The following is a 13,933-nucleotide window of genomic DNA, read 5'->3' as shown; positions in this document are numbered from 1 at the left end:
AACTCTGGCGGCAGCCCGCCACTCCCTTCGGCGTTCGTCAGAAATCCGTCGTCATCGACAGCCACACCGAGCGCGGATCGCCCTGCGTCAGGTATCCGCCGATCGTCGACGACCAGTACGACTTGTTCGCGACGTTGCGAACGGTCGCGCGGAACGTCGTCTTCTTGCCGAACACCTCCGTCGCGTAACGGGCGCCGAGGTCGACGCGGTCCCACGCGTGGATCGACATCGTGTTCGCGACGTCCAGGTACTGCGGCCCGGTGTGGATCCAGCGCGCGGTCAGCGTAAGCCCGTTCAGCATCGGTACGTCGTATTCGGCGCCCGCGTTGAGCAGGAACGACGGCACGCCGATCGGCCGGTGGCCGTCGTTCGCGCCGCCCGCCGTGTCCTGCAGCGTCGCGTTGAGGTACGTCGCGCCCGCGATCAGCCGCACGCCTTTCCACGGTTCGCCGTACACGGCCGTCTCGATGCCGCGGTGGCGCTGGGTGCCGTCGGCGCCGAACAGGTTCGTCGCCGGATCGGTGTACGCCATCGGCTTCTCGATCTGGAACAGCGCGAGCGACGCGCCGACCTTGTCGGTGTCGTACCGGATGCCGGCTTCATATTGCTTCGAGCGGTACGGCGACAGCGCCTGGCCAGCGTTGCGTGCGGTGTTCGGTGCGATCTCGCCCTGGGCGAGCGCTTCGCTGCGGTTCGCGAAGATCGACACGTTGCGCCACGGCTTCACGACGAGACCGAATACCGGCGTCGTGATCGCGTCGCTGTAGACGCCCGTGACCGCGCCCGTGTAGCTGAAATTGTCGACCGAAATCGACTGGCGGCGTGCGCCGATCGTGAACAGCACACGATCGTCGAGGAAGCCGAGCGTATCGGACACCGCGACGCTGCGCAGCCAGCTCTTCGTGACCGTGCCCGGATCGTTCATGTCGCCGCCTGCGTAGGCCGTCGGCGGGAACGCGACCGGCGCCGGATCGTAGAGCGTCGTCGGAAACGCGTTCGACAGCGTGTACGCGGACTGGCTGTCGACGCGGATGAACGACGCGCCGGCCGTCACGAAGTGCGACACGGGGCCGGTCGTGAAGCGGCCGCGCACGCCGGCTTCGGCCGACTGCGCATCTTCCTTGTGCGGCACGCTCAGGCGCGAGCCGGTCGTGCCGGACGACGAGTAGGTCGGCGTGTAGTAGTCGCCGTGCTCGTTCGTATGGCGCGCGCCGGCCGATACGTAGGCCGTCCACGCGGGCAGGAAGTCGTACTCGGCGCGCACGATCCCGACCGTGTCCTCGAGTTCGCTGAAGCTCCACGGCTGCGCATAGTTGTGCGTCGCGGACGGCACGGCGGGCAACTGATTGCCGCTGACGAGCACGATCGGGCGGCCGTTGTCGATCCGCTGCCGCTGATACAGGAAGTCCCCTGACAGGCGCAGCCTGTCGCCGCGCCAGTCGAGCGACACCGCCGTCACGTTGCCGCGGCGGCGCTCGTCGTCGACGGCCGTGTCGCCGCCGCTGATCGACTGGTTCACGCGTACGCCGAACTGGCCTTCGCTGCCGAAGCGGCGGCCGATGTCGACATGCGTGCCGAGCGAACCGGACGTGGCGCCGTCGACGGTGACGCGCGTGAGCGGCTTGTCGTCCGCGCGCTTCAGCTGGAGGTTCACGCCGCCGCCGACTGCCGAGCCGTTCGGCGATGCCCCGTTCAGGAAGGCATTCGCGCCCTTGAACACGTCGACGCGCTCGACCGCATCGGTTTGGACGAGCTGCCGCGGCGTGACGCCGTACAGGCCGTTGAGCGACACGTCGTCGCCGGCGAGCGCGAACCCGCGGATGACGAACACCTGCGAGAAGTTGCCGTAGCCGGATGCGCTGCGCACGGCCGGATCGTTGTCGAGCACGTCGGCGAGCGTGCGCGCCTGCTGGTCCTCGATCAGTTTCGACGTGTAGGTGGTCATGCTGAACGGCACGTCGCTCGCCTTTTGCTGGCCGAGCACGCCGAAATCCGCGCCGCGCGCGACCTGGCCGCCGGCGTAGGTCGGCGCGAGATCGCCCGGCAGCGGCTCGGCCGCGCCGGTCACGTTGATCGACGGCAGCACGGCGCCATCGGGCGCGGTGTTGGCGGCGGAAGTCGCTTGCTGAGCGTGTGCGGCGGCCGGGAAGGCGCAGGCGAGCGCAATGCCGAAGGCAATCGGCGTGAGACGCCGGGCGGGTAACGAAAATGTCGACATGGGACGCAAATCGGTGTGGTCGATGATCCGTCCCAGGGCGGCAAGTCGGAATCCGGGCGGCGTGACGCGTCCGTACTGTCGCGGACGTGCTTTTATCGAGCGGCGGAGTCTAACGTAAACGAGAATCATTGTCGTTTACGGAGGAATCAGTCCACTATTTGAGATAACCGCGGGCCGTTCACCGGCGACGGCGCACAACCGCCGAGCGGGCGTCGGGACGAACATGCGATCATGCGAAGTCCGCATTCGTCGTAACAAACCGTGCGTGCCGATTGCGGTCTGTCGGGTCGATCGGTTCCATGCCGCCCGTCCGCATCGCACTCTTCAAAAGGAACGCCACACCATGTCGCTCTCCGCCTTGCTCGCCTTTGCGCTGATCCTGTCCGTCGGTGTCGCGACGCCCGGCCCGACGGTGTTGCTCGCGATGAGCAACGGTTCGCGCTACGGGCTGCGTCACGCGATGGTCGGTATGCTCGGCGCGGTCACCGCCGACGTCGTGCTCGTTGCGCTGGTCGGGTTCGGCCTCGGCGTGCTGCTCGACGCGTCGGAAACGGCGTTCGTGACGCTGAAGCTGCTCGGCGCGGCGTGGCTCGCGTATGTCGGCATCCGGATGCTGATATCGAGCGGCGGGGCCGCGGCTGCGCAGCCGTGCGTGCCTGCGACGCCCGATCGCCGGAGCGCGTTTCTGAAGAGCTTTTTCGTCGCGATGAGCAACCCGAAGTACTACCTGTTCATGTCGGCGCTGCTGCCGCAGTTCGTCGACCGGTCGCACGCGATCGCGCCGCAGTACGCGATTCTCGCGGCGACGATCGTCGCGATCGACGCGATCGGCATGACCGGTTACGCGCTGCTGGGCGTGCATTCGGTCCGCGTATGGAAGGCGGCCGGGGAAAAGTGGCTGAACCGCGTCAGCGGATCGCTGCTGCTGATGCTCGCGGGGTACGTTGCGCTGTATCGGAAGGCTGCGCATTGACACGGTGATGGAGCGGGGAAGCAGTATGCCTAGGGCAGAGCGGTGATGAAGCCGGTCGACCGCTTCGCGCTCGCAACGCACGACGGGCCGTATGAAGCGTGGCCGGCGCGCACCGATGTGCTCGTGGATGGCGTGCGTTCCGGTCTCGCCGTTTCCGGTTACGTGCTGCTGCGCCAGTTCGAGACGCCGGCCGCGTTTCTGCTTGTCACCGACTACGACTGCTCGTTCGAGGAAGCGGTCACGTTTACGCTCGTGTCGAAGGGGCCGCTGAAGGTGCTCGCGCAGCGCACGGTCGGTGCGATGTATGCGTCGTGCCATCTGGACGAGATGACGTGGGCCGACGACCGGCATTTCAGCACGACTTTTGTCGGTATCGACGGACGATGGGATTTCACGATTCGTGACCTATCGGTGCCGTTCGTCCGGTCTCGGCTCGGCATGCATCGCGTGCGGGATCGCTGACGCGCGACCGACGAGCACGCGCATTTCATGCCAGAGGGGCCCGCGCCACATCTGCAAAAATCGTCTATTTCATTTCTCTTTCACTTTGATCGGGCGTGTAAGTTTTGATGCGCGCCGATCGTGCGTGCCCTACGCACATGGCGGCAGGAATGGCGACGTCCGCGCCTCGCGCGCGTTCACGACATTACAAAATGAATGGAAATTGAAAGAAATCCTTCCCTTGACGCCATGCATCGTCGCCCTTTATTGTCCGGTCTGCCGCCCGTGAGAGAGCACCGACGGCACCGCGCAAGCGCGCCTCGCGCGCACGACAACACGTAGCAAAAAGCAGAAAAGGAAACGTGGTAGCCACATGAAGCCGCTATTCGACGACAACAAATCCGATGCGGTCAGCGATCGTCCTTCCACGCCGTCTTTGTCGCCCATCGCCGCCCCGGCCGCCGTCGCCAACGTCGCCGTGCCGGCCGCGCAGCCGACGGAACACGCGCGCCTGATCACCGTCGACGAGATCGACCAGCTCGGCGCGACACAGGGCACGCGGATCGCCGCCTTCTCCCAGCAGATCCTCGCGAGCGTCCGCGCGTCGGACGCCGACCAGTTCGGTGACAAGCTCAACGAGTTGATCGCGACCGCTAAAGGGCTCGACCCGCGCGGCGCCGACAAGGGCGGGCTGCTCACGCAGGTCACGCGGCTGTTCCGCTCGACCAAGGAGAAGCTGCTGTCGCAGTACGAATCGGTGAGCAAGCGGATGGACACGCTCGTCGTCGAGCTCGAAAACCATGCGCAGCGCCAGAAGGCCGGCATCGACGAGCTCGAGCGGATGTACAACGACAACTACGCGCTGCACCAGGAACTCGCGCAGTCGAAGGCGCACGGCGAAACGGCGCTTGCGGCGCTGCGCGCGCATCTGGCGGCCGGCCAGCAGCCGGCGGACGATGCGTTCGCCGCACAGCGCCTGCTCGACGTGAAGCGCAAGATCGACGCGCTCGAAAGCAAGCTCGACGATCTCGACCGCGCGATGCTGATGTCGAAGCAGCTCGCGCCGCAGATCCGGATGGAGCAGGACCAGAAACGCACGCTGACGTCGAAGTTCATGACGATCAAGACCGTGCTGATCCCCGCGTGGACCAACGCGTTCGCGCTCTACCTCGAACAGCTCGGCACGAAGCGCGCGGCGGCGCTCGCGAACGCGACGTACGACGCGGCCGACGAGGCGATCCGCGCGCAGGCCGACCTGAATCGCCAGAACGCGCAGGAAGTCGCGAAGCTCGGCCAGCGTCCGGTGATCTCGACCGACACGTTCGAATACGCGCAGCAGCAGCTGTTCGGCGCGTTCGACGACATCACGCAGATCATCGCCGACGGACGCCGCCAGCGCGAGCAGGACGCGCCGCGCCTGCGCCAGCTCGAACAGGACCTGATCACCCGATTCGCTCCGAAGCACAACTAAGAGAACTGAGAGAACACCGCATGATTACGCTTGAGAAACGCGCGGCGAAGGTCGCGATCGTCCTCGAAAAACGTCAGATCCTGAAGCCGCCGGTCGTGCGCGTCGGCGCGGCGCTCGACATCTCGGGTTCCGCGAAGCCGCTGTACCAGTCGGGCGTGATCCAGGAGACGCACGACCGCATTCTCGGCATTGCACTGAAGTTCGACGACAACGGCGAGGTCGACACGTGGACCTTCACCGAAGGCTACGACCGCCTGCCGACCGCGACGCCGGACAACTACGGCTCGTACATTTCCGATCACGTGCTCAATGCACGGATCGAAAAGTGGGGCGGCACGCAGTACGCACCGGTGATGAACGACATCGTCGATTTCTTCTTCCGTGCGCCGGAGCCGAAGCGCGAGGAAAAGCGCGGCTTTCTCAGCCGGCTGTTCGGCGGTGCGGACGACACGCTCGCGCCGGCCGCTGCGGCGCCCGCGAACGGCCATCTGCCCGCATGGGTGCTGTTCGTCACCGACGGCCAGAACCCGAAGAACGACCGCAAGCGCGTGCGCCAGCTGCTGGCCGAATCGCAGCACTTCCCGCTGTACTGGTCGCTCGTCGGCGTCGGCGATCCGAGCGAATTCGACTTTCTCGCGGAAGTGGCGGACGAAATGCCGAACGTCGGCTTCCTGCATCTCGAATCGCTCGATCTCAGCGACGAACAGATCTACGAACACCTGATCACGCAGGAATTCTGCGACTGGGTGCGCGCGAAGTAAGCGCGTCCCGCCTGCCCATTTTTCTGAACTCGATTACTCCATCATGTTGAAAGACTTCAAGATCCCGTTGTCGCTCACCGCGCTCGCGCTGATCGCGGCCTATCTCCTCGGCGGCGTGAAGGACATGCTGATCGTCGCGGTCCTGTGCGTGCTCGAAATTTCGCTGTCGCTCGACAACGCGGTCGTCAACGCATCGGTGCTTAAGAACTGGTCGGAGAAGTGGCGCAACCGCTTCATGGTGTTCGGCCTGCCGGTCGCGGTGTTCGGCATGCGGCTCGTGTTCCCGCTGCTGATCGTCGCGGTGATCGGCCACATCGGCCTGTGGGACGCGCTGACGCTCGCGGTCGAATCGCCGGACAAGTACGCGGCAGTGCTGACGTCCGCGCATCACGAGGTGTCGGCGTTCGGCGGCGCGTTCCTGCTGATGGTGTTCTTCAAGTTCATGCTCGACACCGAGAAGGACGAGCACTGGATCGGCTTCCTCGAAGGCCCGATGCGCCATCTCGGCCGCATCACCGCGCTGGAAGTGGCGCTGACGCTCGCGATCGTGATCGTCGCGTCGTTCTACGTGCCGGCAACCGAGCAGGTGAACTTCCTGCTCGCGGGCGCGTTCGGCGTGATCGGCTTCGTGATCGCGCACGGCGTGGGCGACCTGGTCGGCGGCGAGGACACGGGCACGCGCGTGGTGCGAGAAGGCGTCGCGGGCTTCATGTATCTGGAAGTGCTCGATTCGTCGTTCAGCTTCGACGGCGTGATCGGCGCATTCGCGCTGTCGAACAACATCTTCCTGATCGCACTCGGCCTGGGCGTCGGTGCGGCCTACATCCGGGAAATGACGCTCGTGCTGCTGAAGAAAGGCACGCTCGCGCAGTACCGCTATCTCGAACACGGTGCGTTCTGGGCGATCGGCGCGCTCGCGACCATCATGTTCCTCGGCGTGAAGCTCGAGGTGCCCGAGGTCGTCACGGGCCTGGTCGGCGCGGCGATGATCGCCGCGGCCGTGTGGTCGTCGATCGTCGTGCAGCGCAAGGAAGACCGCGCGGCGGTGGCGGGCAAGTAAGCGCGTCACGCGGCACGAAAACCATCCACGAAGGGGCCGCCGCGCGCGGCCCGGCATCGCCGCCGGCGCAACGGCGGTTCCAGCAGAAGAGGTTCAGATGATCAATTTGTCGAAAGGCGGTCGCGTCAACCTGTCGAAGGAAGCGCCCGGCACGCAGAAATTCCGCATCGGTCTCGGTTGGGACGCGAACGCGACGGACACGGGTACGGATTTCGATCTCGACGTGTCGGTGTTCCTGTGCAAGTACGACGCGCAGAGCAATCCGAAACTGATCTCGGATCAGCATTTCGTGTTCTACAACAGCGAAGTGCGGACGATGGAGCGCAAGGAAACCTTCATTCAGCCGGGCGACGATTTCCCGAAGCGGGGGATGCCTTCGTCGAAGTGCCTGGGCGTCGTGCATAGCGGCGACAACCGCACGGGCAGTGGCGACGGCGACGACGAAGTGATCTTCATCGACATCACGAAGCTCGCGGCCGACGTCGAGGAAATCTCGGTGGTCGTGACGATCGACCAGGCCGAAGCGCGCCGCCAGAATTTCGGGCAGGTTCGCAACAGCTACATCCAGATCGCCGACGAGGTGTCGGGCGCGGTGATCGCGAAGTACGCGCTCGAGGAGGACTTCTCGATGGAGACGTCGGTGCAGGTCGGCAGCTTCTATCGTCGCGACGGCCACTTCATGTTCAAGGCGGTCGGCGCGGGCTACAACCGCGGCCTCGGCGATTTCGTCCGCGCGTACGGCGGCGCGGTCTGACGGGCGGCAGCCCGGCGCGCGAAACACCGCCGCGCCGGGCAGGAAGCAGCGATGACGAATCCGTCCGACGAGCCGAAACGGCTCGAGTTCGATGCGACGCCCGAGCGCACGCCCGGGCGTCTTGCGTTCGACGCGCCGGCCGCGCCCGGTGCGCCGGTCGCGCGTGCGCCGGCGCGGCCCGCCCCGCAGGCGCTCGATTTCGGGCCGGCGCCCGCCCCCGATCAAGCCGTGCGCGCGGCGCCCGCCGACGCCATCGGCCGTGCGCTGTTCGGCGAATCGAACCATCCGCAGCTCGAAGCGTGCTTCCGCGCCGCGCAGGCCAGCTTTCCGAATCTCTATCCGGACTACGCGCCGCGCATCGAGCGGCAGATCCGGCAACTGGTGCCGCTGAAGCTCGGGACGGTCGCGACGATCGGCGACGGCGCGCTGGAGACGGCCGGCAACCTCGTCGAAGCGGTCGCGGCGACGACGCGCGAATTCAACGAACTCGGCGCGGCCGACATGATGGCCGGGGTGCTCGCGCAGGCGACACGCAAGGCCGGCATGTTCGAACGCTGGTTCGGTGGGACGTCCAGCCATGTCGACTACCGCGCGGCGCTCGGCGCGCTGAAGCAGTCGCTCGGTTTTTTCCCGCGCCGCACCGAGGAACTCGCCGCGAAGGTCCGCCATGCGGAGGAAAACCTCGTGGTCGTGCTCGCGGCGCTGAGCGCGGTGTCGGACGTCGTGCGGGCGCCGGACGATGCGGGCGTCGAGCGTACGCTGTTCGACCGCCGCAACATCGTCGGGCAGGCCGTCCAGCAGATCCGGATGCAGCCGGCGCAACTGCGCGGGCTGGACGAGCGCGTGACCGACCTGCTGTCGCGCGCCGATCACCTGATGAACGTCGTGCTGCCGGCGGCGCTTGCCGCGCGGCCGTCGCGCTGAGCGAACGACTCGACCGCATGCGCTTCGCCGCGCGCGGTCTCGTGTCGGGCGATACGGTTTCGCGTGGGGGCCGCGAGTCTGCTATCTTCCCGGGCATCTCATCGCTTTCCCGCCGATTCTTCATGACCGACCGCATCGTCGCCGCCTTCGATTTCGACGGCACCATCACGACTACCGACAGCTTTCGCCATTTCGTCCGCCAGACGGTCGGCACGCCGCGTTTCGCGTGGGCCGGGCTGCGCGCGCTGCCGTGGATCGTCGCGATGAAGGCCGGGCTGCTGTCGCGCGGCGACGCGAAGGCGAAGTTCGCGTCGTTCGCGTTCGGGCCGATCCGCGAGGACGCGCTCGATGCCCAGGCGCGCAGGTTCGTCGACAGTTATCTGCCGAGGCTCGTGCGTCCGGAAATGCTCGAGCGCGTTCGCGAACATCGCGCGCGCGGGCATGAAGTTGTGCTGGTCAGCGCGTCGCCGTCGCTGTATCTGGAGAAGTGGGCCAAGACGGCCGGCTTCGACGCGGTGCTCGCGACGCGGCTCGCGTTCGAGCGCGGCATCTTCGCCGGCCGGCTCGACGGCGAGAACTGCTGGGGGCCGCAGAAGGTCGTGCGGCTGCGCGGGTGGTGGGGCAACCGGCCGCCGAAGCAATTGTTCGCGTACGGCGACAGCCGCGGCGACAAGGAGATGGCCGAGCTCGCGAACTGGTCGTGGATCCGCGGCCAGGGACCGATGCCGCCGATCGGCGATTGAGGCCGCGCTGATGTCGCGCGCCGCCGGCGTTACGCGTCGGCCTGCGCGCTGTGCGTGCCGCGCGGCGGACGATAGCCGCCCCAGCGATTCGCGCGCGCGAACGTGCCGACGTCGTTGAAGCGCACGCCGACTTCGCGTAATGCCGCATGCGCGGTGCGCGCGGTCAGTTGCCGGATGTAGAACGGATCGCGCACCACGAAGTGATGGATCGCGTGCGTGCTGCCGAAATTGAAGCAGAACAGCTGGAACGGCAGCATCCACCACGGGTTCAGCACCTGCGTCTGCTGGATCACGTTGCGCGAATCGATGTCGCCGAAATAATGCATGTTCGAGCTGACGAAGTTGATGCAGAAGCTGCGCAGGAAGTTCGGCTGCCAATTTCACGCGCGCGTTCAAGCGCTGGACGGGCGTTGCGCCGAGCGAGCGGCGCTGAACGTCGCACCCGCATCGGGGTGTCGGTTCCCGCGCAGGCGCCGAATCTTTTTCAGACCGTCAGACGATCGCGATCCAGTTCGCGCCGCGTCCGCCCGGCACGCGCGCGTGCAGCGACAGCGTGCCATCGTCCGGCGCGATCGCATACACGGCCACGTGTTCCGACTGTTCGCCGCAGGCGACGAGCCAGCGTCCCGACGGATCGATCGCGAACCCGCGCGGCTGGGTCTCGGTGGGTGTCGCGTGGGTGGGCTCGAACGTGCCGTCTTCGTTGCGGCGATAGCCGAGCAACCGGCTCGACGTGCGCTCGCTGACGTACGCGAAGCGCTCGTCGGGCGTCAGGTGCAGATCGGCGGCCCACACGGACGGTTCGGCGGGAGCGGGCGGGCGCGCATGGCCTTGCGCGAGTTCGGCGACGGCCGGATGGCGCGCGCTCACGTGCGGGTCGCCGAGCCGGCCGGTGTCGGCGTCGCGCGCGAAGGTCGCGAGCGTTCCCCGGAATTCGCTGACGACGACCAGCGTGCGGCCGTCATCCGCGAACCGCAGGTGACGCGGGCCGAAGCCGGCCGGCACGCGCGTTTCGCCGTGTTCGACCGCGCGCACGCCGGCGGCGTCCTCGACGAGCGCAAAGCCGAACACCCGATCCGAGCCCAGCGAACTGACGTACGCGAAGCGGTTGTCCGGCGATACGATCACCGCATGCGCGTTCGCGATGCCGCCCGCGACTTGCAGCGGCGTGCCGTCGCCGTCGCGCACGCGCGCCGCGTCGTAGAGGCTCAACGAACTGCCGCCGTACGACGCGCCGAGCAGCCAGCGGCTGCTGCGGTCGAGCGACAGGTACGCATGGCTCGCGTCGATCGCGGTCGCGCCGATGCGCACGAGCGCGCCCGTGGCGGCGACGCGGAACGCGACGATCGTCGGCTGCTCGCCGCGCGTCGCGACGTAGAGCCGCGCGCGGTCGGCCTGCACGGCGATCGGCATCGCGGCGTCGGCGGCCGGATAACGGGCGAGCGGCGCGAGCGTGCCGTCGCCGGCGAGGGAGAACGTGGCGAGGTCGCCGTCGACGGCATTCGAGACGACGACGGTCAGGCGGTCAGTGTTCGGCATGGCGGAGCATCGAAGCGTGCGTGAAGGATTCGTCGGCCGGCCGGCCGCGCGGCGGATCGCTGCGCCGGTGCGTGCGCGCGAACAGCGCGGCGACCGCGGCGACGAGCGAAGCGATCGCGAGCGCATACAGCCCGCCCGTGATCGAACCCGTATGTTGCTTCAGATAGCCGAAGGCCGTCGGCGCGACGAAGCCGCCGAGGTTGCCGACCGAGTTGATCAGCGCGATCACGGCCGCGGCCACGCGCGTGTCGAGATAGCCCTGCGGGATCGGCCAGAACAGCGACGCCGCGGCCTTGAAACCGAGCGCGGCGAAGCAGATCGACGCGAACGACCACACCGGATTCGGCGACGTCGATGCGAACAGTCCGCACGCGGCAAGCACGAGCGCGAACGCGAGCCAGCGCTGCGGATGCTTCCACTTCGACGACAGCACCGCGAAGCCGTACATCGCACCGATCGCGATCATCCACGGAATCGTGTTGTACAGGCCGACCTGGAAATCGGTGAGGCCGCCCATCTTGCGGATGATGGTCGGCAGCCAGAACGTGGCCGCGTAGATCGTCAGCTGGATCGAGAAGTACAGGAAGCAGAACAGCATGATTTGCGGATCGCGCAGCAGCGTGGTCGCGCGCACCGGCACGTTCGAGCGGACGTCGCGCGTCGCGCGCTCGTCATCGAGCGCGTTCTGGAGCGCCGTGCGTTCTTCCGGCGTGAGCCACGTCGCGTCGCGGATATGCGATTTCAGCAGCAACCAGCTCGCGCCGCACAGCGCGACCGAGAACAGCCCTTCGATCAGGAACATCCACTGCCAGCCTGCGAGGCCGAAGCCGCGGATCGACAGCAGTGCGCCGGTGACGGGCCCGGACAGCACCGACGCGAACGCGGAGCCGCCGAGGAAGATCGCCATCGCCTTGCCGCGTTCCTGCGGCGGCAGCCATTGCGACAGGTACAGCACGACGCCGGGGAAGAAGCCGGCCTCGGCGGCGCCGAGCAGAAAGCGCAGCGCATAAAACGATGTGTCGTTCCACACGAACGCCATCGCGGCCGCGACGATGCCCCACGTCGCCATGATCCGCGCGAGCCAGATGCGCGCGCCGTAGCGCTGCATCAGCAGGTTCGACGGCACTTCGAACAGCGCGTAGCCGACGAAGAACAACCCGGCGCCGAGCCCGTACGCGGCCGCGCCGATGCCGATCGACGCTTCGAGATGGCGATCGACGAAGCCGACGTTCACGCGGTCGATGTAGTTCGCGATGAACATGATCAGCACGAGCGGCAGCACGTGCCACTTCACTTTCGAGACGGCGGACGCGAGCGGGTCGCGGCCGGGCAGGGCGGACGAGGGCGGGTTCAACGGTGTCTCCGGTCGGGCGGCCGCGGACGGGGCGGTAGCCCGCGTCGCGTCCGGGTGGCAGTTTATGTAGTACGTCGTCGTATGACATAGTACGCCGGTGCGTTGGCGATGACGCCGCGGGTTTACCCGGAAATTTTCTTGGTTTTGGAGAAATCAGGCGATGGAAAGCGGAAGTTTTCACATCTGATGACGTATGACATAAAACGACATTGCGTCGACCGTCAGGTGCGGCGCGGGCCCGCCTCGGCGTGAAAGCTCGGGATCGAGGCGATGCATTCGTGCCCGGTACGTTGAGGGAGCCGGGCGAGAGAACCGACCTCGACGGCGCACTGCCCGATATCCGTGTGTTTCGCACGACGGCGCTCAAGCGGGAAGTCGTGCTGCGCATAAAGCGGCAACAGCGCGCTCGTGGCGAACGACATGCAGGCGACCCGCAAGCCGTTTGCAGGGCAGCGCCGCTACGCTGTATCGAAGGCGCGCGCGGTTGCGGCACAATACTTGGCGCGCGCGTTCGGCGTGCACGCCAGTTGCGCGAACGGCGGATTTCATGCGTTGACGATGGAGCAACGGATCATGCAGGACAACCAGTACGCGCGGCATGTCTTCGCGTTCAACGGCGACGCGGACGGCCTGTGCGCGCTTCAGCAACTGCGGCTCGCGGAACGCGTGCACGGCACGCTCGTGACCGGCGTGAAGCGCGACATCAGGCTGCTCGAGCGCATCGACGCGGGCGCCGACGACATCGTCACCGTGCTCGACGTGTCGCACGACCAGAACCGCGACGCGTGCGCGCGGCTGCTGCGCGACGGCGCGACGGTCCGTTACTTCGACCATCACTTTGCCGGCGAGCTGCCCGACCATCCGCGCTTCGACGCGCATATCGACATGGCGGCCGACGTCTGTACGAGCGCGATCGTGAACCGCCATCTCGACGGCCGGTACGCGCGCTGGGCGATCGTCGCGGCGTTCGGCGACGAACTGCCGGCGCTCGGCGAGGCGCTGGCGCGCGAGCACGGCGTCGACGAAGCCGAGCGGGGCGTGCTCGCCGAACTCGGGCGCTATCTGAACTACAACGCCTACGGCGAGTGCGTCGGCGATCTGCACTTCGATCCGGCGGCGCTCGCGGACGCGATGCTGCCATGCGTCGATCCGCTCGATTTCGTGCGCGGGACGGCCGTGTTCGCCGCGTTGCGCGACGGCTACCGCGACGACATGGCGCGCGCGTGCGCGCTCGCGCCGCTGCGCGAGGTGCCGGGCGCAACGCTGGTCCGGATGCCCGATCATCCGTGGGCGCGGCGCGCGACCGGCATGCTCGCGAACGAGCGAATGCGCGACGCGCCGCATGCGGCGCTCGCGGTGCTGTCGCCGCGCGCGGGCGGCGGGCTCGTCGTCAGCGTACGCGTGCCCGACGGCCGGCCGATCGGCGCGGACGAGTTCTGCCGCGGCTTCGCGACCGGGGGCGGGCGCAAGTGCGCAGGCGGCATCAACCATCTGCCGGAAGCCGAGTTCGATGCGTTTGCGGAGCGCTTCGAGGCCACGTTCCGGCTCGATTGACGCGATGCATCGTTGACCGGATCAGCCGGTCGCCCCGGCGGGCACGGACGACCGTCGGGCAGCCGCAGCGTGGCTCGCTGCGTTCGGCGTTGCGTCGACCGTGCGCGGTGTGCGGTGTGCCCGAACCGTTCGACGTGCAAC

General features: G+C 67.3%; 13 protein-coding genes and 1 pseudogene. 9 read left to right on the top strand and 5 right to left on the bottom strand.

Annotated features, from left to right (window positions below; all coding sequences use genetic code 11):
- Positions 1-37: 37 nt before the first annotated feature.
- On the bottom strand, positions 38-2,218 hold the full coding sequence (locus KR541_RS11310) for a TonB-dependent receptor (RefSeq protein ID WP_050018006.1): 2,181 nt from the start codon (positions 2,216-2,218) through the stop codon (positions 38-40).
- A 343-nt stretch (positions 2,219-2,561) separates the two neighbouring features.
- Between KR541_RS11310 and KR541_RS11305 the strand changes: the two genes are divergently transcribed.
- The 8 genes from KR541_RS11305 (at position 2,562) to KR541_RS11270 (ending at position 9,345) form a co-directional block, all read left to right on the top strand.
- A complete protein-coding gene (locus tag KR541_RS11305) occupies positions 2,562-3,191 on the top strand; it encodes a LysE family translocator (protein ID WP_050018005.1) in 630 nt (209 codons plus the stop codon).
- A gap of 45 nt (positions 3,192-3,236) precedes the next feature.
- Positions 3,237-3,653 (top strand): hypothetical protein, encoded by a 417-nt coding sequence (locus KR541_RS11300; RefSeq protein WP_050018004.1) that lies wholly within the window; start codon positions 3,237-3,239, stop codon positions 3,651-3,653.
- A gap of 352 nt (positions 3,654-4,005) precedes the next feature.
- The gene (locus KR541_RS11295) at positions 4,006-5,103 is read left to right on the top strand and encodes a toxic anion resistance protein (protein WP_050018003.1); all 1,098 of its coding nucleotides are present in this window, start codon (positions 4,006-4,008) and stop codon (positions 5,101-5,103) included.
- A gap of 20 nt (positions 5,104-5,123) precedes the next feature.
- A complete protein-coding gene (locus KR541_RS11290) occupies positions 5,124-5,864 on the top strand; it encodes a VWA domain-containing protein (RefSeq protein WP_050018002.1) in 741 nt (246 codons plus the stop codon).
- Positions 5,865-5,907: 43 nt separating this feature from the next.
- Positions 5,908-6,924, top strand: coding sequence for a DUF475 domain-containing protein (locus tag KR541_RS11285; RefSeq protein WP_050018001.1), 1,017 nt, complete (start codon positions 5,908-5,910; stop codon positions 6,922-6,924).
- 97 nt (positions 6,925-7,021) lie between these two features.
- Positions 7,022-7,678, top strand: a complete 657-nt coding sequence (locus KR541_RS11280; RefSeq protein ID WP_050018000.1) for a TerD family protein — start codon at positions 7,022-7,024, stop codon at positions 7,676-7,678.
- A gap of 51 nt (positions 7,679-7,729) precedes the next feature.
- Positions 7,730-8,602: a hypothetical protein gene (locus tag KR541_RS11275; protein WP_216089540.1), complete on the top strand. Its 873-nt coding sequence runs from the start codon at positions 7,730-7,732 to the stop codon at positions 8,600-8,602.
- A gap of 122 nt (positions 8,603-8,724) precedes the next feature.
- A complete protein-coding gene (locus KR541_RS11270; protein ID WP_050017998.1) occupies positions 8,725-9,345 on the top strand; it encodes an HAD family hydrolase in 621 nt (206 codons plus the stop codon).
- A 29-nt stretch (positions 9,346-9,374) separates the two neighbouring features.
- Here KR541_RS11270 and KR541_RS11265 read toward each other — a convergent pair.
- The 4 genes and pseudogenes from KR541_RS11265 to KR541_RS11250 all read right to left on the bottom strand — a co-directional run.
- Positions 9,375-9,716 (bottom strand): annotated as a pseudogene (locus KR541_RS11265) (fatty acid desaturase); the annotation flags it as partial.
- Between the two features lie 121 nt (positions 9,717-9,837).
- Positions 9,838-10,884 (bottom strand): lactonase family protein, encoded by a 1,047-nt coding sequence (locus tag KR541_RS11260; RefSeq protein WP_216089539.1) that lies wholly within the window; start codon positions 10,882-10,884, stop codon positions 9,838-9,840.
- Positions 10,871-12,238 carry an MFS transporter gene (locus KR541_RS11255; protein ID WP_050017996.1) on the bottom strand — a complete coding sequence of 456 codons (1,368 nt, stop codon included), beginning with the start codon at positions 12,236-12,238 and terminating at the stop codon, positions 10,871-10,873. The genes KR541_RS11260 and KR541_RS11255 overlap by 14 nt, the downstream gene beginning before the upstream one ends.
- A gap of 221 nt (positions 12,239-12,459) precedes the next feature.
- Positions 12,460-12,660, bottom strand: a complete 201-nt coding sequence (locus tag KR541_RS11250) for a hypothetical protein (protein ID WP_216089538.1) — start codon at positions 12,658-12,660, stop codon at positions 12,460-12,462.
- Positions 12,661-12,811: 151 nt separating this feature from the next.
- On the opposite strand from KR541_RS11250, the gene KR541_RS11245 reads away from it, so the two are divergent.
- Positions 12,812-13,792, top strand: coding sequence for an acetyltransferase (locus KR541_RS11245; protein ID WP_089488670.1), 981 nt, complete (start codon positions 12,812-12,814; stop codon positions 13,790-13,792).
- Positions 13,793-13,933: the final 141 nt, after the last annotated feature.

The organism is Burkholderia sola (assembly GCF_905400185.1).
GTDB classification, from domain to species: domain Bacteria; phylum Pseudomonadota; class Gammaproteobacteria; order Burkholderiales; family Burkholderiaceae; genus Burkholderia; species Burkholderia sola.
The sequence above is the reverse complement of the archived record's forward strand: the minus strand, read 5'-3'. Positions and strand labels throughout refer to the sequence as shown.

Coding starts and splice junctions, on each gene's coding strand:
- KR541_RS11300 (WP_050018004.1), top strand. CDS start 3,237: ATGAAGCCGGTCGACCGCTTCGCGCTCGCAACGCACGACGGGCCGTAT.
- KR541_RS11310 (WP_050018006.1), bottom strand. CDS start 2,218: ATGTCGACATTTTCGTTACCCGCCCGGCGTCTCACGCCGATTGCCTTC.
- KR541_RS11270 (WP_050017998.1), top strand. CDS start 8,725: ATGACCGACCGCATCGTCGCCGCCTTCGATTTCGACGGCACCATCACG.
- KR541_RS11250 (WP_216089538.1), bottom strand. CDS start 12,660: ATGTCGTTCGCCACGAGCGCGCTGTTGCCGCTTTATGCGCAGCACGAC.
- KR541_RS11295 (WP_050018003.1), top strand. CDS start 4,006: ATGAAGCCGCTATTCGACGACAACAAATCCGATGCGGTCAGCGATCGT.
- KR541_RS11260 (WP_216089539.1), bottom strand. CDS start 10,884: ATGCCGAACACTGACCGCCTGACCGTCGTCGTCTCGAATGCCGTCGAC.
- KR541_RS11275 (WP_216089540.1), top strand. CDS start 7,730: ATGACGAATCCGTCCGACGAGCCGAAACGGCTCGAGTTCGATGCGACG.
- KR541_RS11280 (WP_050018000.1), top strand. CDS start 7,022: ATGATCAATTTGTCGAAAGGCGGTCGCGTCAACCTGTCGAAGGAAGCG.
- KR541_RS11245 (WP_089488670.1), top strand. CDS start 12,812: ATGCAGGACAACCAGTACGCGCGGCATGTCTTCGCGTTCAACGGCGAC.
- KR541_RS11285 (WP_050018001.1), top strand. CDS start 5,908: ATGTTGAAAGACTTCAAGATCCCGTTGTCGCTCACCGCGCTCGCGCTG.
- KR541_RS11290 (WP_050018002.1), top strand. CDS start 5,124: ATGATTACGCTTGAGAAACGCGCGGCGAAGGTCGCGATCGTCCTCGAA.
- KR541_RS11305 (WP_050018005.1), top strand. CDS start 2,562: ATGTCGCTCTCCGCCTTGCTCGCCTTTGCGCTGATCCTGTCCGTCGGT.